At 66.3% G+C, this 23244-nt stretch carries 21 protein-coding genes; 14 read left to right on the top strand and 7 right to left on the bottom strand.

All coding sequences use genetic code 11. The annotated features are described in order from the left end of the window. The first annotated feature begins 107 nt into the window (after nucleotides 1-107). The 9 genes from dusB to hflX all read left to right on the top strand — a co-directional run bounded on the left by dusB (nucleotide 108) and on the right by hflX (nucleotide 10550). Nucleotides 108-1112 (top strand): tRNA dihydrouridine synthase DusB, encoded by a 1005-nt coding sequence (dusB, locus tag WC493_RS05700; RefSeq protein WP_373063438.1) that lies wholly within the window; start codon nucleotides 108-110, stop codon nucleotides 1110-1112. Further along, nucleotides 1112-2227: a nitrogen regulation protein NR(II) gene (locus tag WC493_RS05695; RefSeq protein ID WP_373063436.1), complete on the top strand. Its 1116-nt coding sequence runs from the start codon at nucleotides 1112-1114 to the stop codon at nucleotides 2225-2227. Before dusB ends, WC493_RS05695 begins: the two co-directional genes overlap by 1 nt. Nucleotides 2228-2258: 31 nt before the next feature. Further along, nucleotides 2259-3728 (top strand): nitrogen regulation protein NR(I), encoded by a 1470-nt coding sequence (ntrC, locus tag WC493_RS05690; protein ID WP_373063434.1) that lies wholly within the window; start codon nucleotides 2259-2261, stop codon nucleotides 3726-3728. Nucleotides 3729-3812: 84 nt separating this feature from the next. Further along, nucleotides 3813-6083 (top strand): ATP-binding protein, encoded by a 2271-nt coding sequence (locus WC493_RS05685; RefSeq protein WP_373063432.1) that lies wholly within the window; start codon nucleotides 3813-3815, stop codon nucleotides 6081-6083. Continuing rightward, entirely contained in the window at nucleotides 6073-7470 is a 1398-nt protein-coding gene (locus WC493_RS05680; RefSeq protein WP_373063430.1) for a sigma-54-dependent transcriptional regulator, read from the top strand. The genes WC493_RS05685 and WC493_RS05680 overlap by 11 nt, the downstream gene beginning before the upstream one ends. 37 nt (nucleotides 7471-7507) lie before the next feature. Further along, nucleotides 7508-7900, top strand: a complete 393-nt coding sequence (locus WC493_RS05675) for a GFA family protein (RefSeq protein ID WP_373063428.1) — start codon at nucleotides 7508-7510, stop codon at nucleotides 7898-7900. A 14-nt stretch (nucleotides 7901-7914) separates the two neighbouring features. Beyond that, complete coding sequence (locus WC493_RS05670) at nucleotides 7915-8796, top strand: D-amino-acid transaminase (protein ID WP_373063426.1); 882 nt, start codon at nucleotides 7915-7917, stop codon at nucleotides 8794-8796. A 159-nt stretch (nucleotides 8797-8955) separates the two neighbouring features. Next, nucleotides 8956-9210: an RNA chaperone Hfq gene (gene hfq / locus WC493_RS05665; RefSeq protein ID WP_373063424.1), complete on the top strand. Its 255-nt coding sequence runs from the start codon at nucleotides 8956-8958 to the stop codon at nucleotides 9208-9210. Beyond that, nucleotides 9207-10550 carry a GTPase HflX gene (gene hflX, locus WC493_RS05660; protein ID WP_373063422.1) on the top strand — a complete coding sequence of 448 codons (1344 nt, stop codon included), beginning with the start codon at nucleotides 9207-9209 and terminating at the stop codon, nucleotides 10548-10550. The genes hfq and hflX overlap by 4 nt, the downstream gene beginning before the upstream one ends. 5 nt (nucleotides 10551-10555) lie before the next feature. Here hflX and mazG read toward each other — a convergent pair whose 3' ends face one another. Next, nucleotides 10556-11365 (bottom strand): nucleoside triphosphate pyrophosphohydrolase, encoded by an 810-nt coding sequence (gene mazG, locus WC493_RS05655; RefSeq protein ID WP_373063420.1) that lies wholly within the window; start codon nucleotides 11363-11365, stop codon nucleotides 10556-10558. A 69-nt stretch (nucleotides 11366-11434) separates the two neighbouring features. Here mazG and WC493_RS05650 point away from each other — a divergent pair, with 69 nt between their 5' ends. Continuing rightward, nucleotides 11435-12250, top strand: coding sequence for a class I SAM-dependent methyltransferase (locus WC493_RS05650; RefSeq protein ID WP_373063418.1), 816 nt, complete (start codon nucleotides 11435-11437; stop codon nucleotides 12248-12250). Here WC493_RS05650 and WC493_RS05645 read toward each other — a convergent pair. The 4 genes from WC493_RS05645 to WC493_RS05630 are packed head-to-tail and all read right to left on the bottom strand — an operon-like array spanning nucleotide 12240 to nucleotide 15014. After that, nucleotides 12240-12875: a hypothetical protein gene (locus tag WC493_RS05645; protein ID WP_373063416.1), complete on the bottom strand. Its 636-nt coding sequence runs from the start codon at nucleotides 12873-12875 to the stop codon at nucleotides 12240-12242. The two genes, WC493_RS05650 and WC493_RS05645, sit on opposite strands and share 11 nt — an antisense overlap. Nucleotides 12876-12884: 9 nt before the next feature. Continuing rightward, on the bottom strand, nucleotides 12885-13703 hold the full coding sequence (locus WC493_RS05640; RefSeq protein WP_373063414.1) for an alpha/beta fold hydrolase: 819 nt from the start codon (nucleotides 13701-13703) through the stop codon (nucleotides 12885-12887). Beyond that, the gene (locus tag WC493_RS05635) at nucleotides 13700-14536 is read right to left on the bottom strand and encodes an SDR family NAD(P)-dependent oxidoreductase (RefSeq protein ID WP_373063412.1); all 837 of its coding nucleotides are present in this window, start codon (nucleotides 14534-14536) and stop codon (nucleotides 13700-13702) included. The genes WC493_RS05640 and WC493_RS05635 overlap by 4 nt, the downstream gene beginning before the upstream one ends. Before the next feature lie 7 nt (nucleotides 14537-14543). Continuing rightward, on the bottom strand, nucleotides 14544-15014 hold the full coding sequence (locus WC493_RS05630; protein ID WP_373063410.1) for a 2,4'-dihydroxyacetophenone dioxygenase family protein: 471 nt from the start codon (nucleotides 15012-15014) through the stop codon (nucleotides 14544-14546). Nucleotides 15015-15151: 137 nt separating this feature from the next. Here WC493_RS05630 and WC493_RS05625 point away from each other — a divergent pair, with 137 nt between their 5' ends. From WC493_RS05625 to WC493_RS05615, 3 genes are all read left to right on the top strand, one after another. Next, nucleotides 15152-16207 carry an AraC family transcriptional regulator ligand-binding domain-containing protein gene (locus WC493_RS05625; protein ID WP_373063408.1) on the top strand — a complete coding sequence of 352 codons (1056 nt, stop codon included), beginning with the start codon at nucleotides 15152-15154 and terminating at the stop codon, nucleotides 16205-16207. Between the two features lie 235 nt (nucleotides 16208-16442). Next, nucleotides 16443-18455 carry a hypothetical protein gene (locus tag WC493_RS05620; protein ID WP_373063406.1) on the top strand — a complete coding sequence of 671 codons (2013 nt, stop codon included), beginning with the start codon at nucleotides 16443-16445 and terminating at the stop codon, nucleotides 18453-18455. Between the two features lie 4 nt (nucleotides 18456-18459). Further along, nucleotides 18460-19503 carry a DUF2278 family protein gene (locus WC493_RS05615; protein ID WP_373063399.1) on the top strand — a complete coding sequence of 348 codons (1044 nt, stop codon included), beginning with the start codon at nucleotides 18460-18462 and terminating at the stop codon, nucleotides 19501-19503. 78 nt (nucleotides 19504-19581) lie between these two features. Here WC493_RS05615 and WC493_RS05610 read toward each other — a convergent pair whose 3' ends face one another. Further along, a complete protein-coding gene (locus WC493_RS05610; RefSeq protein WP_373063397.1) occupies nucleotides 19582-21345 on the bottom strand; it encodes a methyl-accepting chemotaxis protein in 1764 nt (587 codons plus the stop codon). A gap of 216 nt (nucleotides 21346-21561) precedes the next feature. On the opposite strand from WC493_RS05610, the gene WC493_RS05605 reads away from it, so the two are divergent. After that, nucleotides 21562-22377, top strand: a complete 816-nt coding sequence (locus WC493_RS05605; RefSeq protein ID WP_373063395.1) for an SDR family NAD(P)-dependent oxidoreductase — start codon at nucleotides 21562-21564, stop codon at nucleotides 22375-22377. On the opposite strand, the gene WC493_RS05600 is transcribed toward WC493_RS05605, so the two are convergent. Next, a partial coding sequence (locus WC493_RS05600) for a sterol desaturase family protein (RefSeq protein WP_373063393.1) occupies nucleotides 22355-23244 on the bottom strand: 890 nt, incomplete at its 5' end. The genes WC493_RS05605 and WC493_RS05600 overlap by 23 nt on opposite strands.

The following is a 23244-nucleotide window of genomic DNA, read 5'->3' as shown; positions in this document are numbered from 1 at the left end:
GGCCACAAGACAGAAACAATGCCGGGACGGCGGACTCCCCATTGCAGTGCACAAGCAATGGGCCTAGACTGCCTGTTTATCGTGCAGCTTTGAAAAGTGCTCAAGGAATGACCAACTCCATCGGCCCGATCAAGATCGGGCCCGTGCAGATCGACGAGCCCGTGATTCTCGCGCCGATGTCTGGCGTCACCGATATGCCCTTCCGCCGCCTTGTCAAGAAACAGGGGGCGGGGCTCGTGGTCTCGGAGATGATCGCGTCGGAGGCCATGATCCGGCAGACGCGCCAGTCGATGAAGATGGCGAGCAACTGCGCGGAAGAATTCCCCATGTCGGTCCAGCTCGCCGGCTGCGAGGCGAAGCCGCTGGCCGAGGCGGCCAAGCTGAACGAGGACCGCGGCGCCGCGATCATCGACATCAACATGGGCTGCCCGGTGAAGAAGGTGGCGGTGAACGGCCATGCCGGCTCCGCCCTGATGCGCGACCTCGCCCATGCCCGCACGCTGATCGAGGCGACGGTGAAGGCGGTGCACCTGCCCGTTACTCTGAAGATGCGCACCGGCTGGGATCACGACAGCCGGAACGCCCCCGAACTCGCCCGCATCGCCGAAGACTGCGGCGTGCAGATGGTGACGGTGCACGGGCGGACGCGCTGCCAGCTCTATAACGGTCATGCCGACTGGAGCTTCATTTCCCGCGTGAAATCCGTGGTGAAGATCCCGGTGATCGCCAATGGCGACGTCAACACGCTCGACGACGCGAAGCAGATCCTGACCGATTCCGGTGCCGACGGCGTGATGATCGGGCGCGGCGCCTATGGCAGGCCCTGGTTCATCAACCAGGTGATGCATTTCCTGAAGACGGGCGAACGCCTGCCGGACCCGCCGCTGGCCACCCGCTACGCCCTTCTGATGGAGCATTACGAGGCGATGCTGGAACATTACGGCGCCGTCGCCGGGATGCGCATGGCGCGGAAACATGTTGCCTGGTATTCGGCCGGCCTGCCGGATTCGGCGGCCTTCCGGGCCGAAATCAACCGCCTCGAGGACCCCGAGGCGGTGAAGGAACGGATCCGGAGCTTCTACACCCCGGTCATGGAACGGATTGCTGCCTGATGGCCAAGTCTTCGATCGTTGCGACGGGTGCGGACCCGATTCCGGCCCTGCCGCCCATTGACTTGGAAGCGGTGCTGAACGCCCTCGGCAAGTCGATCCTGCTGGTCGACGGCCAGGGCTTGATCCGCTACGCCAATGCGGCTGCGGAACAGTTCTTCGCCACCGGGGCCACGGTGCTGACCCGGCTTCGCCTCGACCAGGTGACGCCCTTCGCCCATCCCTTGCTGGCGGTGGTCGAGCAGGTGCGCCAGGGTGGCATTTCGGTCTTCGAATACGAGGTCGATTTCGGCTCGCCCAAGATCGGCTATCGCCCGGTCGACATGCAGGTGACGCCGCTCGCCGATCAGTCCGGCCTGATCCTGGTCGCCCTCCAGGAACGCGCCATCGCCCAGCGGATCGACCGCCAGCTCACCCACCGCGGCGCCGCCCGTTCGGTCACCGGCATGGCGGCGATCCTGGCCCATGAGATCAAGAACCCGCTCTCCGGCATCCGCGGCGCCGCCCAGCTCATCGAGCAGGGCATCGCCGAAGGCGACCGCGACCTGACCCGCCTGATCTGCGACGAGACCGATCGCATCTGCAGTCTGGTCGACCGCATGGAAGCCTTCAACGAGCGCCGCCCCGCCAGCCGGGAGTCCGTGAACATCCACCAGGTGCTGGAACACGTGAAGAAGATCGCCCTGAACGGCTTTGCCAAAGGCATCCGCTTCATCGAGAGCTACGACCCCTCGCTGCCCTCCGTCTCGGGCGACCGGGACCAGTTGATCCAGGTCTTCCTCAACCTGGTCAAGAACGCGGCCGAAGCGGTGCCCGCCAAGGGCGGCGAGATCACCCTGACCACGGCCTATCGCCACGGCGTCCGCATGGCGGTGCCGGGCACCCGCCGGCGCTTGCGCCTGCCGCTCGAAGTCACCGTGCGGGACAATGGCGAAGGCGTGCCGCCCGACCTGAAGCCCCATCTCTTCGAGCCCTTCGTCACCACCAAGTCGACCGGCACCGGCCTCGGCCTTGCGCTGGTGGCCAAGATCGTGGGCGACCACGGCGGCATGGTGGAATGCGAATCCGAACCCCGGCGCACCGTGTTCCGCGTCCTGCTGCCGGTCGCCACCGAGTAACGTCTCCAGAGTAACGAGAGAGTCCCGATCCATGCCCGTGCCCGGCGTAACCGACGGCAATACCCCGACCATCCTGATCGCCGACGACGACCGCGCGATCCGGGAGGTGCTGGACCGTGCGATCGGCCGCCTTGGCTATCACGTGCGCTCGACCGGCAATGCCGCCACCCTGTGGCGCTGGATCTCGGGCGGGGAGGGTGATCTCGTCATCACCGACGTGATGATGCCGGACGAGAACGGCCTCGACCTGCTGCCGCGCATCAAGCGCCTGCGGCCCGAGCTGCCGATCATCGTGATGTCGGCCCACAACACGCTGATGACCGCGGTCAAGGCGGCGGAGCGGGGGGCTTATGAGTATCTGCCCAAGCCCTTCGACCTGAAGGAACTGACCACCGTCGTCCAGCGCGCCCTGACCCTGCCGCGCTCGACCGCGTCCGAGGAAAATCCGCTCGGCGACGGCGACGACAAGGTACCGCTGATCGGCCGTTCGCCCGCCATGCAGGAAATCTATCGGGTGCTGGCACGCCTGATGGGCACCGACCTCACCGTGATGATCACGGGCGAATCCGGTACCGGCAAGGAATTGGTCGCCCATGCCCTGCATCATTACGGCAAGCGGCGGAACGGCCCCTTCGTCGCCATCAACATGGCGGCGATCCCGCGCGAGTTGATCGAGAGCGAGCTGTTTGGCCATGAAAAGGGCGCCTTCACCGGCGCCAACACCCGTTCCGTCGGCCGCTTCCAGCAGGCCGAGGGCGGCACCCTGTTCCTGGACGAGATCGGCGACATGCCGCTCGAAGCGCAGACGCGCCTGCTCCGCGTCCTTCAGCAGGGCGAATATACCACGGTGGGCGGTCGCAACCCGATCAAGACCGATGTCCGCATCGTCTCGGCCACCCACCGCGATCTCCGCCAGCTCGTCCACCAGGGCCTGTTCCGCGAAGACCTGTTCTATCGTCTGAACGTCGTGCCCCTGCGCCTGCCGCCGCTCCGCGAGCGGAGCGAGGACATCCCGGACCTGGTGCGCCATTTCCTCAATCAGGCGACCGCCCAGGGCTTGCCCGCCAAGCTGATCGACGGCGAGGCGATGGAATTCCTGAAGCGCTACCGCTGGCCCGGCAACGTGCGCGAACTGGAGAACCTGATCCGCCGCTTGGCCGCCCTCTATGCCGAGGAAGTGATCGGTCTCGACGTGGTGAAGACCGAGCTGATCGAGCCCGAGGTGCAGTTCCGCAGCGCCGGAGGGGACGAGCCGGTCAGCCTGTCGGTCGCGGTCGAGCGCCATCTGGCCCGCTATTTCGCCGCCCATGACGAAGGCCTGCCGCCCGCCGGGCTCTATGACCGCATCCTGCGCGAGGTCGAACGGCCGCTGATCGAGATCAGCCTGTCGGCAACGCGGGGCAACCAGATCCGGGCCGCCGAACTCCTGGGGCTCAACCGGAACACGCTCCGCAAGAAGATCCGCGACCTCGACATTCAGGTCCTGCGCAGTATCAAGTGATGCGCCGGCGTCACGCTGTGATATTCTGACAACAGCGAAGCGAGTCTGACGGGCGGCATCGCAGTGCCGGCCGGAGGTCTGCCTTTGAAAAGCGAGATCGTGCAAAACAACGAGATCGTGGAGAATCCCCGGACGAGCCGCGCCGCACGCCTGGAAGCCTGGATCAGCAGCGGCCACATCAGCCGGCGGTTGGTGGTTTTTCTCGTCCTTCTGGCGGCGGCCTCGGGCACCGCGACCTATGTCGCCCTGCGTGATCCGACCCTGCAGGAGGGTAACACCGCCCTCATCATCCCGCTTCTGCTGCTCGATCTCGTCCTCGTGCTGGCGCTGGCCAGTCTGGTCGCGACCCGTCTGGTCCGGCTCTGGTGGGCGCGGCGTTCCGGCCTCGCCGGGGCCAAGCTGCATGTCCGCATCGTCGCCCTGTTCGGCGCCATCGCGGCGGTGCCGACGATCTTCCTCGGCGTCGCCTCGGCCCTGTTCTTCAACCTGATCATCGACACCTGGTTCAGCGAGCGGGTGCAGGGCGCGGTCGGTGATTCCGTGACCATCGCCAAAGCCTATGTCGAGGAACACGCCAAGACGATCGAGGCCGATATCCGCGCGATGGCGAACGACATCAACCGCCGCGCCTCGGCCGTCGACAGCAATCCCGACCTGTTCAGCCTGATGCTGGAGAACCAGGCCGGGGTGCGCGGCCTGGCCGAGGCGATCGTGATCAATTCGACCGGCCAGGTGCTGGCGCGCACGGCGCTCAGTTTCGGCATGGAGTTCGACCGTCTGCCGAGCGGCGCCATGCAGCGCGCCTCGGACGGCGAGGTGGTGGTCATCAATACCGAGGACGACCGCGTGCGGGCCCTGATCCGCCTCGACGCCTTCCTCGACGCCTATCTCTATGTCGGCCGTTTCGTCGATCCGCGGGTGATTTCCTATGTCGAGCGGACCCAGGCCGCGGTCGCCGAATACAACGAGTTGCAGAAGCGCCGCCTCGGTATCCAGGTCACTTTCGCCTTCGTCTTCGTCCTCGTCGGCCTGCTCATTTTGCTGACCGCCATCCTGGCCGGCCTCTGGGTCGCGACCAAACTGGTCGAGCCGGTGGCCAAGCTGTTCGGCGCGACCGAGCGGCTGCGCGCCGGCGACCTGGCGGCGCGCGTCGATACCGGCACGGCAGACGACGAACTGGCGTCGCTCGGCCGCGCCTTCAACCGGATGGCAGGCCAGATCGAGGCCCAGCACGGGGCGCTCCGCGACGCCAACCACCAGCTCGACGAGCGTCGCCGCTTCACCGAGGCGGTGCTGGCCGGGGTTTCGGCCGGTGTGCTGGGCGTCGATACCGAAGGCCGCATCACCCTGCCGAACCGTTCCGCCCTCGAACTGCTCGGCACCACGGCCGACGCGATCGTGGGCGAGCCGATTGCCGAAGTGATGCCGGAATTGGCCCCGCTGATGGCCGAGGCCCGCGCCCGGCCCGACCGCGAGGTGCAGGGCCAGGTCAATCTGGCGCGCAGCGGGGCGGGGCGGCATTTCTCCGTCCGCGTGGTGGGTGAGCGGACCGGGCTCGCCGTTCGCGGCTTCGTCGTCACTTTCGACGACGTGACCGACCTCGTCTCCGCCCAGCGCACCGCCGCCTGGGCCGACATCGCGCGCCGGATCGCCCATGAGATCAAGAATCCGCTGACCCCGATCCAGCTCTCGGCCGAGCGGCTGAAACGCAAGTACGGGCGGGAGATCGCGACCGATCCCGAAGTGTTCGCCCAGTGCACCGACACGATCATCCGTCAGGTCGGCGACATCGGCCGCATGGTCGATGAATTCTCGGCCTTCGCCCGGATGCCGACCGCCGTGTTCAAGACCGACGATCTCTCGGAACAGGTGCGCCAAGCGGTGTTCCTCCGCCATGTCGCGGCCTCCAGCGTGGTGTTCGAAACCAAGTTGCCGGAGGCGCCGGTGACCGCCTTGTTCGACACGCGGCAGATCGGCCAGGCCCTGTCCAATGTCCTGAAGAACGCCGTCGAGGCGATCGAGGCACGGCCCGCGCAGGACGGCGGCCTGCCAAGGGGGCTGGTCGAGACCACGCTCACCGCCACAGACGGCATGATCGTGATCGAGATCCGCGACAATGGCCGCGGCCTGCCCACGGCGGAGCGCGACCGGCTGACCGAACCCTATGTGACGACGCGGACCAAGGGCACCGGCCTCGGTCTCGCCATCGTCCGCAAGATCATGGAGGAGCACGGCGGGAGCATCGCGCTCGGCGACAATCCGGGCGGCGGCGCCGTCGTGACACTGAGCTTCCCCTGGCGGCACGAAGCCGCGGCTGCAACTTCACTCGAGGCGAGGATGGCCCATGGGGCGTGACGTATTGGTCGTCGACGACGAGGCCGACATCCGGGAACTCGTTGCCGGCATTCTCCAGGACGAGGGCTATGAAGCAAGGACGGCAGGCAATGCCGACGAAGCCTTCGCCGCGATCGACGCCCGCCTGCCGTCCCTGGTGATCCTCGATATCTGGCTGCAGGGCAGCCGGCTCGACGGGCTCGAAATCCTCGATGCGATCAAGCGCGCCCATCCGGACATGCCGGTCGTGATGATTTCCGGCCACGGCACGATCGAGACCGCGGTCGGCGCGATCAAGCGCGGCGCCTATGACTTCATCGAAAAGCCCTTCAAGGCGGACCGCCTGCTGCTCCTCGTGCAGCGCGCGGTCGAAGCCGCCGAACTCCGGCGCGAGAACCGGGATCTCAAGGTCCGCTCCAATCTCGAGGACGAAATGCTCGGCCGTTCCTCGGCCATGAACACCGTGCGCGGCCTGATCGAAAAGGCGGCCCCGATGGGCAGCCGGGTGATGATCATGGGCCCGCCCGGCTCGGGCAAGGAAGTGGTGGCACGCCAGCTGCACCGCCTGTCGAAGCGGGCCGACGGCCCCTTCACCGTGGTCAATGCCGCGACCATGGCACCGGAACGGATGGAGGCGGAACTCTTCGGCGTCGAAGCCTCGGCCAGTGCGGATGGGATGCCGCGCATCGGCCTGTTCGAGCAGGCCCATGGCGGCACGCTGTTCCTCGACGAAGTGGCCGACATGCCGCCCGAGACCCAGGCCAAGATCCTCCGTGTACTGGTCGACCAGACCTTCGAGCGGGTCGGCGGGCGCAACCGGGTCCAGGTCGACGTCCGCGTCGTCAGCGCCTCGGCCCGCGACCTTCATGCCGAAATCGCCGCCGGCCGCTTCCGAGAAGACCTGTTCCACCGTCTCTCGGTGGTGCCGATCCGGGTGCCGCGATTGGCCGACCGGCGGGAAGACATCCCGGAACTGGCGGCCCATTTCATCCAGCGCATCTCTCAGGCGAACGGCATTCCGCCGCGCGCCATCTCCAACGAGGCGATGGCGGTGATGCAGGCCTACGACTGGCCGGGCAACGTGCGTCAGCTCCGCAATGTCTGCGAACGGCTGCTGATCCTCGCCAACGATGACGCGGAAGAGGCGATCGGCGCCGACATGCTGCCGGCCGAAGTGGGCGGGGCGGGACCTGCGACCCTGCGCGGCGGCGAGGGCGAGGTGATCATGGCCCTGCCACTGCGCGAGGCGCGGGAAGCCTTCGAGCGGGACTATCTGCTGGCCCAGGTGGCGCGTTTCGGCAACAACATCAGCCGGACGGCCACCTTCATCGGCATGGAACGCTCGGCCCTGCACCGCAAGCTGAAATCGCTCGGCATCGCGGTCAACGACCGCAGCGGACAGCCCTGAGCGGGCGCCCGATCGGCTGTTTCGGAGGAGACGGGGCATGGACCGATTCACCGGCGGCTGTCTGTGTGGCGAGGTCCGACTGGTCGCGGCGGGCCGGCCCTACCGCGTCGGCCTCTGCCATTGTCTCGACTGCCGCAAGCATCATGGCGCCCTGTTCCACGCCTCGGCGATCTTTCCGGAGGAGGCCGTGACCATCGACGGCGAGACGGGCGACTATGCCGGGCGGCATTTCTGCCCACGCTGTGGTTCTTCGGTCTTTTCCCGCACCGGCGACGAAATCGAAGTGAACCTGGGCTCACTCGATGCCCCCGACCAATTGATGCCGACCTACGAGAGCTGGACCATCCGCCGCGAATCCTGGTTGCCGCCGTTTCCGCTCAGGCGGCACTACGAGCGCGACCGCGATGCCGCCAACCGCTTCGAGGATTAGGCCCCCAGAGGATCATGTCCCGCATCGCCTATGTCGACGGCCGCTATGGGCCGCACCAGCAAGCGCGCGTCTCGATCGACGACCGCGCCTATGTCTTCGCCGACGGGGTCTATGAGGTCGCGGCCGTGCTCGGCGGCCGGCTGATCGACCTCGAACCGCATCTCGACCGGCTCGACCGCTCGCTCGCCGAAATGCGCATCGCCCGTCCCATGTCGCGCCCCGCACTGGTCCTGGTAATGCGTGAGCTCGTGCGCCGTAACCGATTGAAAAATGGACTTCTTTATCTTCAGGTTTCGCGCGGGGTGGCGCGGCGCGAACATGCCTTTCCGGTGCCGGCGCCGCGCCCCGTCCTGGTGATGACGGCGCGCCCCTTCGATCTCGCCGCGGCGGAGCGCCGGGCCGGGCAGGGGGTTTCCGTGCTGACCCTACCGGACATCCGCTGGGGCCGGCCGGATATCAAGACCGTCTGCTTGCTGCCCAATGTCCTGGCCAAGCAGGCGGCACGCGAGGCCGGCGCCTATGAAGCCTGGCTGGTCGACGCCGGGGGCTGCGTCACCGAAGGCTCCAGCACGAATGCCTGGATCGTCGATGGCGAGGGACGCCTCGTCACCCGCGCCCTGTCCCAGGCGATCCTGCCCGGCGTGACCAGGGGCAGCATCGCCCGGATCGCCGCCCAATCCGGCCTTGTTGTGGTCGAGCGGCCGTTCACGGTCGCCGAGGCGATAGCGGCGCGAGAAGCCTTCGTGACCAGCGCCACCTCCTTCGTGACGCCGGTCATTTCGATCGACGGGCAAAAGATTGGGTCGGGCGTGCCGGGACCAGTAGCGCTCGGGCTTCGCCGGCATTATATGACGGCCGTCAGCGCTGGGGCGGATACGACGAGAGTCGAATTTTGAGCGGTTCGATTTTTCTTGCGATCCGAAACCAAGCCTGCCATATAATTTGTGCAGTGCAGCAAAACGTGTGTGTCGCTGCCAGAGTACCGGTGACCACAAAAGTGGCACCGGATCGTCAAAAAACAGAATGAAGACGCAACAAAAATAAGAAGGTCCCAAATGTCCGAGCGATCCCAAAATGTTCAGGACGTGTTCCTGAACTATGTTCGCAAGAACAAGACGCCTGTGACGGTTTTTCTCGTCAACGGCGTGAAGCTTCAGGGCGTGATCACCTGGTTCGACAATTTCTGCGTCCTGCTGCGTCGTGATGGGCACATCCAGCTCGTCTACAAGCACGCGATTTCGACCGTGATGCCCGCGGCGGCGATCCAGCTCTTCGACCCGCAGCCGACCGAGGCACCGCGCGAGAGTTGAGCGAGGTTCACGACCCCGCCGCCACAGCGGCGCATCGGCCGGCTTCGGGCCGCGCCATCGTCGTCCATCCCTTCCTCCGCGGCGGTCCGCGGGGCGACGAGGTGGGCGGTGCGGCCCTGCGCCTGCCGGCCGCCCGGCTGGCGGAGGCCGTCGGTCTGACCGCGGCGATCTCGCTGGACGTCGTCCACGCGATCGAGGCGCCGCTCGACAAGATCCGGCCGGCCACTTGGCTCGGCACCGGCAAGGTCGAGGAATTGCGCCATCTGGTCGACATCGACCAGATCGACGTCGTGGTGATGAACTGCGCCCTGTCGCCGGTGCAGCAGCGCAATCTCGAACGCGACCTGAAGACCAAGGTGATCGACCGCACCGGCCTGATCCTGGAAATCTTCGGCGAACGGGCGGCCACGCGCGAAGGCCGGCTGCAGGTCGAACTCGCCCATCTGTCCTATCAGAAGAGCCGGCTGGTCCGTTCCTGGACCCACCTCGAGCGCCAGCGCGGCGGCGTCGGCTTCCTGGGCGGTCCCGGCGAAACCCAGATCGAGGCCGACCGGCGCATCCTTTCGGAAAAGATCACCCGCCTGAAGCGCGAGCTGGAGACGGTGACGCGGACGCGCGAATTGCACCGGCGCAACCGGCGCAAGGTGCCGCATCCGATCGTCGCCCTGGTCGGCTATACCAATGCCGGCAAATCCTCGCTGTTCAACCGCTTGACGCGGGCCGAAGTGCTGGCGGCCGACCTGCTGTTCGCCACGCTGGATCCCACTATGCGGGGGATCAAGCTGCCCTCCGGCCGGCAGATCATCCTGTCCGACACCGTGGGCTTCGTCTCCGACCTGCCGACCCATCTGGTCGCCGCCTTCCGGGCGACGCTGGAAGAAGTGCTGGAAGCCGACGTCATCCTCCATGTCCGCGACATCGCCCATCCCGAATCGGAAGCGCAGAAGGCAGACGTCCTGGCCGTGCTGAGCGACCTCGGGGTCGACGAACAGGCGCAGGACGAGCGGATGATCGAAGTCCTGAACAAGGTCGACCTCCTGGAAGAGGAAGAGCGCCAGCGCCTCGCCAACCAGGCGGCGCGCATCCCGGCCGTGCTGCCCGTCTCGGCCCTGACCGGCGACGGGGTGGAGCGGCTGCTCGCCGTGCTCGACGAAAAGCTGGGGACCCAGCGGGAATTCGTCGAGATCACGGTCGATCTCGCCGACGGCGCCGCACTCGCCTTCCTCTATGCCCATGGCGAAGTGGTGGCGCGCAAGGACGAGGAGGGCAGGGCGCATCTGACCGTCGGCCTCGACCCCGCCGACAAGGGCCGTTTCGACAAGCGCTTCGGACCCGACTGAGTTAGTTACTCGGCGGCCTTGCGTTCGAGCGCCTTGGCCTCGTCCCAGAGAGCGTCGAGCAGGTCGAGGTCCTGGCGCCCGGCCAAGCCCTGTTCGGCCAGGCGCGCCTCGATATGGCGGAAGCGGCGCTCGAATTTCGCATTGGTGGAGCGGAGCGCGCTCTCGGGATCGACGCCCAGGTGGCGCGCGATATTGGCGACGACGAAGAGAACGTCGCCCAATTCGTCCTCCAGCCGGGCGAGCGGCGACCTCGCCGCGATCTCGGCTTTCAACTCGCGGATCTCCTCCTCGAGCTTGTCGAGCACGGGGACCAGGTCCGGCCAGTCGAAGCCGATGCGGGCGGCACGTTTTTGCAGCTTCACCGCGCGCAGCAGGGCGGGCAGGGCGAGGGGGACGTCGTCGAGCAATCCGCCCTTGGCCTTGGCCGCGCGTTCGGCCGCCTTCATTTCTTCCCAACGGGCGGCGTCATGGGCCGTCTCGTCGCCGAAAACATGGGGATGGCGCGCCACCATCTTGGCGGTGATCGCCCGGGCAACGTCGGCGAAGGCGAATGCGCCGGCTTCCTCCGCCATGCGGGCGTGGAACACGACCTGGAACAGGAGATCGCCCAGCTCTTCGCGGAGATCGGAAAGGTCGCCCCGGGCGATGGCGTCCGCCACCTCATAGGCTTCCTCGATCGTATAGGGGGCTATGGTCGCGAAGCTCTGTTCGCGGTCCCAGGGGCAGCCGGCCTCGGGATCGCGGAGCCGCGCCATCAGGCGCAACAGTTGGTCCAGGGCCGCGGCGGCGTCGGGCGAGGGGGGATCTGTCGGCATGGCGGCAGAATAGACCTGCGCTCTTGCCCTGTCAGCGTATGATGGCGAAAAGAGGGAAGGAGGAGACATATGGAAACATCGACCTTCAGCTTCACCGCCCTCTATACGGGCGAGACCTGGGCTGCCCACGGGCTCTCCATCCCCGAATTGCGGACGCCGGCCGGCGACCTCATGTACAAGGCCCTCGGCCCCATGGAATGGGCCAGCAAGCGCCTGTTCGGCACCAATCTCCGCCAGATGCTGATCGAGCGGCACACGATGATCGACCGGCTGCTGATCGGTCTGATGGAGGAATTGCCCGGGCTCCAGGTGCTGGAGATCGCCTGTGGCCTCTCGGCCCGCGGCTGTCGTTTCTCGCGCCAGTTCCCGGAGCTCCGCTATGTCGAGGCGGACCTGCCGCAGATGGCGGCCAACAAGGTGGCGGCGCTCGCCCGGGTGCCGGGTCTGTCCTCCAACCATGCCGTGGTGGCGTTGGACATATTGGCCGACGGCGGGCCGAACGCCTTGGAAGCCGTGCTGACGCGCGCCTTCGACCGGAAGCGCCCGCTCGTGGTGGTGACCGAGGGGCTGATGAACTATTTCCCGTTGCCGGTGGTGAGCGCCGTGTGGGAACGGCTGGCCGAGGGCCTACGCCGTTTTCCCGCCGCCGCCTATGTGACCGAGAGTTACGCGCCGCCTGAAAAGCGTCTGCTCCGCCTGGCCGCCCACATGGGCGCCGCCGGCCTCCGCGTCGTCTCGCGGAGTTCGGCCGGCATATTGTTCAAGGACGCCGACGAGGCGGCCACCCACCTGAAAGACCGTGGCTTCGACCGGGTCGAGGTGGCGAAGCCGGGCGGTGCCAATCCGATCTTCGTGCTCGCCGGCCGCCTCGATCCTAGGGCATGACGGCCTGAAGCCAGCCGGCGGCCAGGAACAGGCCGAGCAGCAGGGCGCCGAGGGCGAGCCGCAGGTCCGGGATCACCATCTCCCCCTTCATCGGCGTCAGCACGAGCTGGAGGGCGAGCAGCTTGTAATGGGCGATCTCGCCATAGGCGGGATCGCTGACCAGGTCGAGGAAGGCGCGGCGGCAGGGATAGCGCATCACCAGGACCCGGCTCCAATGGTCCAGGGCCGGATCGCCCGCCACCACATTGGCGTCGCCCACATTGCCGGCATACAGCGGATAGGCCCCGGAGCGCAGCGCCATCGCGGTCGCCAGTTTCTCGTAATGGGCATTGGACTCGGCGGGTGTACCGGGGAAGGGGGTGAGGTCGTGCACCCGGCGGATCGCCGCGTTGTAGCGCATCAGGTTCAGCATATGGACCGGCCGGCCGTCGTCGGCGGCGGCGAAGCGCTGCACCGCCTCGACGAAGCCCTGGCGTTCGTCCGCCGGGATCCGGAGGTTGCGGCCGACCGCCTCGGCATAGCGCGCCGTCTCCGCGGCACTCAGCGGGTTGCCCGGCACCTGCCAGCGCCAGAAGGCCAGGAAGCCGGCCAGGAACAGGACGGCGAGCAGCGAAAGAAGGATCATGGCGTCACCTCAGGCGGCGAAATGGTCGATCAGCAGGCGGTTCACCACCGCCGGCGCCGCGAGCGGCAGCCAGTGGTCGGCACCGTCGACCCGGTGATAGTGGAAATCGCCGGCGACCAGGTCGCCGCTGCGGACCATCTGCTGTTCGCAGAGGGCGAAATCGCCGCTGCTCCAGACGCCGAGCACGTCCTGCGACGCCGCTGGCAGGCGCTGCGGCAGAATGAGGCCGATATTGGCCCTGTAATAATTCAGCGCCGCGGTGAACCGCCCGGGCCGCGACAGGTCGGCGATCCAATGGCGCAATTCGTCGGGCCGCCCGGTGAGGCGGCCGAACAGCCGGAACCGATCCCTCGAAAGCAGCCATTCGGCCAGGCCGCGAAGCTGGAAGAACAGGATGTACCAGCCCATCAGTTTCTGCACGAGGGGGGCCCGGGCATAGGCCGTGGGGTGACCGACCGAAAGCGCGGCATAGCGCCGGACCCGCCTCGGCTGCTCGAAACACAGGTGCCAGCAGACGACCGCGCCCCAGTCGTGACCGACGAGGTCGCAGACCGGGATCTCCAAGGCGTCGAGCAGGGCGACCAGATCGCCGACCAGCAGGGGCAGGCGATAGGCGGCCTCGTCCGCCGGGGCATCCGACAGGCCGAAGCCGCGCATGTCCGGGGCGATCACCTTGAAGCCGGCGGCGACCAGCGCCGGCACCTGGTTCCGCCACAGGCGGTGGCTGTCGGGAAAGCCGTGCACCAGCAGCACGGGCCTGCCTTCGCCCGCCACCAGCACGTTCAAGGTGACCGCGCCGAGCGGAATGCGCCGCATTTCGCCGGTCACAGGTAGCCCGCCTTGCGCGCGTCGTGGAGCAGGGCGCGCCGGGCCAGAGCGGGCGCGAAACGGCGGAGCAGGGCGATCGGCTTGGCAAAGGGGCCGACCAGGACTTGCCGCCGGCCTTTCGCCACGCCTTCGACAAGCGCTTCCGCCACTACCTCGGGGGCGACGCCCTGGGCCTCGTAATAGGCCTGGAGGCGGGCCAATTGCCGGTCGTCGATGGCGGCCGCGACATTGGCGCGGTTCTTGGTGATCGCCGTATTGACGATGCCGGGGCAGACCGTGGTGACGCCGACCGCCGAGCCCGCCAATTCGAGCTCGAGCGCGAGCCCCTCGGACAGGCCCATGACGGCGTGCTTGCTGGCGGCATAGGCGCTCATGTTGGGCAGCGCGGCGATGCCGGCGAGGGAGGCGACGTTGACCACGCGGCGCGGCCCGCCGGCCCTGCGCATGGCCGGCAGGAAGACGCGGCAGCCGTTCACCACGCCGAGCAGGTTGATGTCGAGGACGCGGCGCCAAGCCTCGTCCGGCGTATCGTCGAAGCCGCCCAGGTAGCCGATCCCGGCATTGTTCACCAGGATGTCGAGGGCCGGTGTTTCGGCGTGGACGCGCTCGGCCAGCGCCTGCATCGAGGCGAGGGACGAGACATCGGCCGGCATGTCGAGGCAGCGCGCCCCGGTCTCGCGGATCCTGCGGGCGGCCTCGGTCAGGCGGCCCGCGTCGATGTCGGAGACGACGAGCCACGCACCCCGCCGGGCAAAGGCCAGCGCGGTGGCGAGCCCGATGCCGGAGGCGGCCCCGGTGACCAGGACCCGGCGGCCCTCGAAGGAAGCGGTCATCGCCGGCTCACTCGAAGGCGGTCAGGTCGCGCGGGGTCAGGCCATTGGCGGCGCAATAGTCGAGGTAGCGCTGCATCATGGTGCGCCAGTTCTCGATCGCCACCACCTTGTCGTCGTCGTCGAGGAAGATCAGGTCGCCGACCAGGACGTTCAGCACCACGATCTCGCCGTCCGCCTGTACCGACTGCGGCGTATGGACCGAGGCGGCGGTTTCGAACACCACGCTGCCCGGCGTCGCCACCCAGTCGTGCTCCTTGTATTTCCAACTCCCTTCGACGGTATAGACGATCACCGTGCCGGTGTGCTGGTGGCGTGGGAGCTGGAGGCCGGCCGGCGCCTTCATCATCACGATGATCTCGCCCCGCACGGGATCGAGCTTGAAGCACTTCAGGAAGACATTGTCCGCATAGGGGGTGAAGGGGACCCAGGGCAGGGATTCGTCGTGGATGACCGCGGTACCGACTTTTTCGTAGAGCATCGTTTCCTCCGCCGGCGTTTCGCCGTGATTGCCGGCCGAGACCGGGATGACGCCACGATGGCGGCGGGGGCCTTCGAAGAGAATGTCTGAAGGCGTCAACTTGATGTCATTTCCCGACACATGATAGGCTCCGCCCGATGACCGACAGCAAGCGCCGCATTCCGATCCGCTATTTCCTGCTGCTGCGGGATTTCCTGCGTGGCGCCGGGGTCGACACGGCGGCGGTCCTCGCCGCGGCCTGCATCCGGCCGGCGACCTTCGAGCGGGCGGACGGCGGCCTGACGCTCGAACAGGTGGAAGCCTTTCTCGGCGCCGTCACGGCGATTTCCGGGCGGCCGCATCCCGGCATCGACATGGGATCGCTGATCAAGGCGACCTCCCACGATCTGCTCGGCCTCGGCATGATGAGCAGCCGCAATCTCGATGCCGCCCTTCGCCTGGTGGCGCGCCACTATCACCTGATGAACGAGCTGTTCCTGTTTCGTTACCGCCGGACAGCCGGGCAGGGCGAGGCGGTCTATACGCCCGCGGTAGCCATGGCGCCGGCCACGCTGCGCTTCTTCCTCGATCTTCTGGCGGTCGCCCACCACCGCCAGCTCTGCCTGATCCTGGGACCGGACCTGCTGCCTTACGAGATTCATCTCTCGGCACCGCAGCCAGACGATTCAAGACCTTACGACGCCTTCCTGCCGGCGCGCTTCCACTTTGATCCGCAGGCGGTGCCGGGTGTCCGTGTCGTCATGGGGGCGTCGCTGCTGTCGACGCCGCTGCCCATGGCCGATGCGCGGGTGGTGGCGGAGATCGATGCCCGCTGTACCGCGCTGGCCCGGGCGCGGCCGATCGGCGAGAACGGCTGGACCGATTTCGTCGCCATGCTGCTGCGCGAGAGTGCGGGCCGCCCGGCCAGCCTGGCCGAGATCGCGGCGCGGTGCCGCCAGTCGCCCCGTACCATCGAACGCCGTCTGGCCCGCGAGGGCACCAGCTACCGCCGCCTGGTGCAGCAAAGCCTGATCGCGCGCGCCCGCGACCTGCTGGGCGAACCGGGCACCCGCATCGCCCAGGTCGCCGCCCAGCTCGGCTTTTCCGACAGCGCCAACTTCAGCCGTGCCTTCAAGCGCGAAACCGGGCATTGGCCCAGCGGCTACCGCCAGCTGGAGCATGAGGCAGGGCCGCCAGCCACGAGCCTCGAATGATCGCTCCAGGCAGAGCAGCAGCGCTGGGGGACTTCAGAGGGCGGCGGCGATCGTCGCGGGCTTTGCTCTATGCGCTCCTAATGGCAGTCGCATAATATATATTATGGAAAATAAACGGAATAGTTGGACATTGACAACGCCGCGCGGCCGGCCCTAATCTCTATTAAAGCGAGTAATTAATATTTTCATGCAATCTATTTCGGGTGCGGCGATCGACGTCTTTGGGGAGGACCAGATGGCGGAGATTAGAGGGGCGACTGCGATCGCCAACAACGAAGTCGCATTTATCGCGTGGCGACTGGAGCCGCTGCCCCTGCCCGGCTGTCTGGGTTTTTGCCTGGTGCGGGAATATCTCAACGACGACGACAGCGTAAGGGAGCGACGCCCACTCGCGTCTTATATCCCGTTCAAGGGCCAGCGCAATTCGAAGTGGCAGGCGCAGAACACCACCGTGTGGCCGGTGCAGAAATTCACCTGGCGTGATCTTACGCTGCGCAAGAAGCGCGACGGCTCCGGCCGCCGGGTACCGAACGAGCGCGTCCGCTACGAAATCCGCGCCGTGGGCGATCTACGGCCAGGTCTAGAGGAAGTCGTGGCCGTTCCCGAAAGCCATGTCGTACGCGGAACCACACGGCACGTCTTGCACACCTATGAAGGCACGCCGCGGCGCCTCTGTTATCTGACGCCGCCAGCCTGGACGAATGTAGTCGATGTGACCGCCTCCCGGCCGCCCTTTGTCAGCACCTTCACCAACGCGATCTTGTCGACCCAGTTTCTTCGCAATGTCTTGAACGAGGATGGCGTGGTTCAGCCCGACGAGCTGAAGCTGCATCTCAGCACGAAGGGCGATTGGCTGCGCGAATACCTGGCTGGAGACGTCATCCATCTGATGCGCGATTTTTTCGAGCGGAATCCCGGCGGGCGCTTCAAGGCCGCTCTCTATGAGCTCGAAGACGATGAACTGGTCGAGCTTCTCGCGACCCATGCCGAACGGATCGACCTCATCCTGTCTGATGCAGGCACGGCCGACCAGAAGGATGCGAACGGAAATCCGATATTGAATGCGCAGGGCAAGAAGGTCACGCGTTACGATGCCCGTAACGAGCGGGCGCGGGCGACGTTGCGAGCTCTCGCCGACCGGCCGGGGACGGCCTTCCGGCTCCACAACCGGATGTTCAACGGCGCCGGCCACATCGGTCACAACAAATTCGTCGCTTATATGCCCGATGGGGTGCATGGCGCCAAGGTGCTGTCCGGCTCGGCCAATTGGACCTGGACTGGGGTCGCCGGGCAGAGCAACAACGAGGTGGTAATCGAGGATGTCACGATCGCCGGGGCTTTCGTCGATTACTGGGATCGACTTCTAACCGATACACTGCCGGTCCCGGTTCCGCTGAGCGCACGCGCGACTGGTGCTAAGCAAGGCAAGCTGTTGCAGCAGGCCAATCGCACACCGGTACCTCCCGGCGAGGCCGCGCTTCAGGTCTGGTTCTCGCCCAACATGCCGGGTAAACAGCAGCCGACGAACAGCAAGTCGGGGCCGCCCGAAACACCGCCGGACATGGCACGCCTGTTCTCGCTGATGCGCCAGGCACAGCGCGCTATCTTCTTTCTGGTCTTCTATCCTGCGCAAGGCGGTACCAATTCCATTGTGAGCGAGGCCGTGAATCTCGGGCTGAACGATCCCTCGCTGATGGTCTTGGGCGCCGTCTCTGCCGCTGCCGCGATGTGGGGTTACGAGACGGCGGCCGACACCGGCACCGGCAAGAACTGGGCGCCCCATGTTTTCCAGCGCGCCGGAGTCTCGGTGGTGCGCGCCACGGCACTGACCGATAGCAATTTGATCGGCGGACTCGGCGACTTCAAACTCGATGAGCAACTGACCGCCAACGGCACCGTCGGCGCCATCATTCACGACAAGATCCTGGTCATAGATCCGCAGGATGCTGAGCGTTCCGTCGTCGCCTTCGGCAGCCACAACATGGGCTTCAAGGCCTCCTACAGCAACGATGAGAACCTGATCATTGTTCGAGGCAACCAGGCGTTGGCGCAGGCCTATGCCACGCATGTCCTCGACGTCTATGACCACTATCGTTTCCGTGCGGCCGAAGCCGAGATCGCGGCGAAAAAAAGCGGCAAGGAGAACGGCACCGCCATGGCGCAGGTCGGTTGGGACGGATTTCTCGATACTACCGACCGATGGCAGCAGAAGGTCTCGACCCGCCTCGCCGCCTATTTCACGGAGTGACCCCATGCCGATCTCGCATTATTCCGCGTTGAAGGGGCGTCCGATCGGTAATCGCCTCGCCACCGGCAAGGCACCGCACTACCAAGTACTGGTGTCGGCCGACGGTGAGCTCTACCGCATCGCCATCAATGTTCGCTCCGATGATGGTAGCGAAGTGGAATTCCTCGTGCGTTCGCATTTCGAGCACCCACTCACCGATGTGTGGAAGGCGCTCGCCGTCGGACTGACTCCATTGGCAAGCAAGCCCGGCGGTGCTGCGGTCGACTTCATCCGTGCGAACATTGGCCAGCCCTGGGAATTCAAACCTTTGCCACTGTCCGCGGCCGGACCGGATAATGACCTCAACGAGAAGATCGACTCCTATGTGCAACGGGCGATGTCGGATGAAACGGCTGAGATTTACGCCTTTGGCGCGGCCTGGGGGCCCGAGCCCAAGGCCGACAATTATTTCGGTTTCAAACCCGGTCGCGGCATCCACGACATTCATATGAACCAGGGCAACCCACCCCATCACCACGATCAAGACAACGCCGTCTGGCAGGATGGCGCGCTGGCCTTCCACTTTCCGGGAGACGACCAATGGGTGGGCGTTTTCCTGAAGTTTCAGGGGCAGGCTTGGCATTCCGACGACATCACGGCGGCGCCGGCAATCGCGCCCGATCCCGAACATCCGGGCTTGCCGCACACGCCGATCGATCGAGACGCGATCCCGACCCAGGATGTCCCCGACGGCCTGATCCGCATCATCGCCGCCTATGTGAACGACATACGGACGCCGGAGCATGAGACGGTCACGCTGCTCAACACGTCCGATCGCCCCGTCGACCTGACCGGCTTCTGCCTGAAGGACAAGCAGAAGAACGCCACCCCCCTTTCGGGCACGATCGCCGCCGGGGCTACCCTGATCGTCGATATCAGGCCGCCTATGGCATTGTCGAATAAGGGCGGCATCATCACGCTGCTCGACGCCCGCGGCATCAAAGTACACGGCGTCTCCTACACCAAGGCCCAGGCCAGCCAGCCCGGTCGCACGGTTCCTTTCCAGTAAGTCGCCTGCACCGTCACGGCTTCGACAACCTAGAGGACGTGGGAGGCGGAAACCCGCCGAGAATCGAGCCGACTTCCTTCACGCGGCCCGGCGCCGTTCCTGGACGACGCCGAGGAAACGGTCGACCGCCTGTTTGAGGCCCTTGGCCTCCTGGGCCAGGATCTTGGACGACGCCAGGACGTCGCCGGTGGCGACGCCGGTCGTGGTCGCGGCTTCGGAGACCGTGGCGAGTTCGCGGCTCACGGTCGCGGTGTCGCCGGCCGTGCGGTCGATGTTGCGGGCGATTTCGTCGATCGAGGCGATCTGCTCTTCGACCGCGGCGGCGATCCCGGTCGAGGCTTCCGACATGTCGTGGATCATCTGGTCGATCCGGCCGATCGCCTCCATCGTGGTCCGGGTCGAGCTGCCCATCTCGGCGATTTGATGGGCGATTTCTTCGGTCGCCTTGGCGGTCTGGTCGGCCAGGTTCTTCACTTCCGAGGCGACCACGGCGAAGCCCTTGCCCGCCTCGCCCGCCCGCGCCGCCTCGATCGTGGCGTTGAGCGCCAGCAGGTTGGTCTGGCGCGCCACGGCGTCGATCAGTTTCAGCACGCTGGTGATGCGCTCAGCCGTCTCAGACAGGCCGCGCATACTTTCCGTCGTCTGCGCCGCCTCGGCGACCGATCGGGTGGAAAGATCGGCCGATTGCTGGGCCCGGCGGCCGATCTCGCGGGCGGTCGCCACCATCTGCTCGGTCGCGGCGGCCACGGCTTCGACGCTGTGACGGGCGCCGTCGGCCGAATCGCCGGCCCGCCGGGCCTGGGCCACGGTCTGTTGGGAGAGCTGGGACAGGCTGGTCGAATTGGCTTCCAGGCTGCCCGCCGCCTCCACCATGCTGCGGATCACCTGACCGACCTCGCCTTCGAAGGACGCGGTGGCGGCGGCGACCGCCTCCGCCCTCGCCGCCTGTTCCTGCCCCCTCCTCTGCTCCTCGCGGAGGCGCGCCTGTTCGGCCTGGGCCAGGCGGCGCTCGGCCTCGGCCCTTTCGCGCGCCTCCGCCTCCTCGCGGCGGAGGGCGGCGTTGTTTTCGGCCGCCAGACGTTCCGCTTCGGCACCGGCTGCCTTCAACTGCTCGACCGCCCGGGCGATGTCGCCGATCTCGTCGTGCCGCTCGGTCCCCGCGATCTGTACCGTCCAATTGCGCCGCGTGACCTCGCCGATACCGTCGAGCACCGCGGAGAGCGGCCGCACGATCGATTGCCGGTTGAGGAAACTGGCGAGGCCGAGCAGCACGACGCCGACGAGGCCGCCGATCAGGATCATGTCCCGGCTGGCGGCCGCACTGTCGTTGGCGTCCTTGGCCGCGGCGTCGACCGAAGCCGAAATCAGCTCGCCGATTTCGCCGTTGGCCACTTCCAGCCGCTCGAAAGCCGCCTGGAAGGCGGCGACGCGGGCTTGGCCCGCAGCCCTGTCGTGCAGGGCGAGGTCGGCGATGTGATTGGCTTCCTCGATATAGGCGTCGAGGGCGGGCGAAACCTCGGCGAGCGCCTTGGCGATCTTGTCCGGCAGCGGCAGCGCCCGGTTCTGGGCCAGAACGTCGCGGAACGTGGTGGCGTGGTCGGTGAGGTCGGCCTTCACCTTGTCCCCGTCGGCCCCTTCCATGAAGGCCGCCAGGACGTCTGCGCGCAGGGCGTCGTGCATCATGTCGGACATCATGAAATTGTACTGCGCCTTCGAAATCACCGCGGTTTCGGTCAAGGCGTCGCCCAGGCGCTGGGACGACAGAAGCCCCACGCCACCGACGGCGACAACGACGAGGAAAGCGGCGACGGCGAGGAGGACGAGCTTCAGCTTGATCGGCATGGCGTGAACCGCCTTCCCTGTTTGCGACCGATTGTGCCTACCACGCGGAATCTTTAGGGAACCCTAAGAAAGTGTCGAGGGGCGATTGTGGCGGAGTGGCGGATTCTCGCGTCGCCTCGGGGCAGGAAAGAAACGCCGCTGGAAAATGACACCAATGTCAATTATGCGATGGGGACCCACGACGGGCACGAAACGACAAGAGGAGCGCGGCCAGGCATGTTCGATCTGAAAAACAAGGTGGCGGTGATCACCGGGGCGGCCGGCGGCATCGGGCGCGGCATCGCGCTCGCCCTGGCCAAGCGCGGCTGCCATCTCGCCCTCGCCGACATCGACGAGGCGGCGCTGGCCAGGACCGCGGCGGAATTCGCCGGCAAAGGCATCAAGGTCACGCAATACAGGCTCGACGTCTCGAACGCCGAGCAGATCAAGGCTTTTCCGGCCCGCGTGCTGGCCGATCATGCCGGCGTCGACCTCCTGTTCAACAATGCGGGTGTGGCCATCGGCGGCACCTTCGAGCAGGTCTCGGAAGAGGATTTCGACTGGCTCTTGTCGATCAACCTGTTCGGCGTGATCCGCATGACCCGGGCCTTCATGCCCGTCCTGCGCCAGAGCGCCGAAGCCCGGATCGTCAATCTGTCGAGCCTGTTCGGCCTGATCGCGCCGCCCGGCCAGACCGCCTATTCGGCCAGCAAATTCGCCGTGCGCGGCTTTTCCAACTCTCTCCGCCACGAACTGGAGATGGAGGGCGCGAAGATCGGCGTCACCGTGGTGCATCCGGGCGGCATCGCCACCTCGATCGCCAAGAACGCCCGTATCGCCGCGGCCATCGACAAGGCCGAGGCCGACCTCCAGCAGAAGAAGTTCCAGACCTTCCTGAAGATGCCGCCCGAGCAGGCGGGCGAAATCATCGTCCGTGCGGTCGAGAAGCGTCAGCCCCGGGTGCTGGTCGGCAACGACGCCAAGGCCGCGGGCTTCATCGAACGCCTGTTCCCGGTCGGCTACTGGAAGATCATCGGCCGGCAGTTGAACTGACGGCTCCCTGCTCCTCCATGGCCGGGGCGGGCACCGGGCGCTGCCATTCGGGCGGCGCCCACAGGTGCTTGAGGCGGAGCCAGAGCGGTCCGGGACGCGCCACATCACGCACCATATCGATGAATTCGTGGAGGTTCAGGGTCAGGATGTTGTTGGAGCGGATCTGCCGCACGATGCCGTAGTCGACCTTCTCCTCCTCCGCGACGAAGGTGCCGAACAGGCGGTCGAAGACGATCAGCACACCGCCATAGTTCCGGTCGATATATTGCGGATTGCGACCGTGATGGGCGCGGTGGTGCGACGGCGTCACGAAGACATATTCGATCCAGGCCGGCAGCTTGCCCACCGCTTCGGTGTGGACGAAATATTGATAGGCGAGGTCGCAGGCATAGATCGCCATGGTGACCTCGGGGCTCACGCCGAGCAGCATCAGCGGCGCGAAGAAGAGCCAATAGCCGGTCAGGGAATAGAGCATGCTCTGGCGCATCGCGGTGGAGAGATTCATGCTCTCCTCGCTGTGATGCACCACATGGGCGCACCAGAACCAGCGGATCCGGTGCGATGCCCGGTGGAACCAGTAGTAGCAGAATTCGGTCAGCACGAAGAGCGGCAGGATGGTCCAGCCGTTCACCGGCACGTCGGCGATCCGGTGGTCCCAGATCCAGTGCATCGCCGCCATGAAGACGAAGGCATGGCCGAACAGTTCGAAGAGCTGATAGGCGCCGCCGACATTGAAATTGGTCAGGATCGCGCCCACACGGAAGCGCTCGGTGCGGCCGCGCCGCTTCATGACCCAGAATTCGACGCCGAGTGCCGCCACGAAGACCGGCGACAGGCCGATCAGGATGATCTGTTTCCAATCCGCTG

The organism is Zavarzinia sp. (genome assembly GCF_041650655.1).
In the GTDB taxonomy this organism is placed as follows: Bacteria; Pseudomonadota; Alphaproteobacteria; order Zavarziniales; family Zavarziniaceae; genus Zavarzinia.
This window is presented reverse-complemented; position numbering and strand designations above follow the sequence as displayed.

Bases quoted from the DNA above. Each gene is read 5' to 3' on its own strand.
- dusB (WP_373063438.1), top strand. From the start codon at position 108: ATGACCAACTCCATCGGCCCGATCAAGATCGGGCCCGTGCAGATCGAC.
- WC493_RS05695 (WP_373063436.1), top strand. From the start codon at position 1,112: ATGGCCAAGTCTTCGATCGTTGCGACGGGTGCGGACCCGATTCCGGCC.
- ntrC (WP_373063434.1), top strand. From the start codon at position 2,259: ATGCCCGTGCCCGGCGTAACCGACGGCAATACCCCGACCATCCTGATC.
- WC493_RS05680 (WP_373063430.1), top strand. From the start codon at position 6,073: ATGGGGCGTGACGTATTGGTCGTCGACGACGAGGCCGACATCCGGGAA.
- WC493_RS05675 (WP_373063428.1), top strand. From the start codon at position 7,508: ATGGACCGATTCACCGGCGGCTGTCTGTGTGGCGAGGTCCGACTGGTC.
- WC493_RS05670 (WP_373063426.1), top strand. From the start codon at position 7,915: ATGTCCCGCATCGCCTATGTCGACGGCCGCTATGGGCCGCACCAGCAA.
- hfq (WP_373063424.1), top strand. From the start codon at position 8,956: ATGTCCGAGCGATCCCAAAATGTTCAGGACGTGTTCCTGAACTATGTT.
- mazG (WP_373063420.1), bottom strand. From the start codon at position 11,365: ATGCCGACAGATCCCCCCTCGCCCGACGCCGCCGCGGCCCTGGACCAA.
- WC493_RS05650 (WP_373063418.1), top strand. From the start codon at position 11,435: ATGGAAACATCGACCTTCAGCTTCACCGCCCTCTATACGGGCGAGACC.
- WC493_RS05645 (WP_373063416.1), bottom strand. From the start codon at position 12,875: ATGATCCTTCTTTCGCTGCTCGCCGTCCTGTTCCTGGCCGGCTTCCTG.
- WC493_RS05635 (WP_373063412.1), bottom strand. From the start codon at position 14,536: ATGACCGCTTCCTTCGAGGGCCGCCGGGTCCTGGTCACCGGGGCCGCC.
- WC493_RS05630 (WP_373063410.1), bottom strand. From the start codon at position 15,014: ATGCTCTACGAAAAAGTCGGTACCGCGGTCATCCACGACGAATCCCTG.
- WC493_RS05625 (WP_373063408.1), top strand. From the start codon at position 15,152: ATGACCGACAGCAAGCGCCGCATTCCGATCCGCTATTTCCTGCTGCTG.
- WC493_RS05620 (WP_373063406.1), top strand. From the start codon at position 16,443: ATGGCGGAGATTAGAGGGGCGACTGCGATCGCCAACAACGAAGTCGCA.
- WC493_RS05615 (WP_373063399.1), top strand. From the start codon at position 18,460: ATGCCGATCTCGCATTATTCCGCGTTGAAGGGGCGTCCGATCGGTAAT.
- WC493_RS05610 (WP_373063397.1), bottom strand. From the start codon at position 21,345: ATGCCGATCAAGCTGAAGCTCGTCCTCCTCGCCGTCGCCGCTTTCCTC.
- WC493_RS05605 (WP_373063395.1), top strand. From the start codon at position 21,562: ATGTTCGATCTGAAAAACAAGGTGGCGGTGATCACCGGGGCGGCCGGC.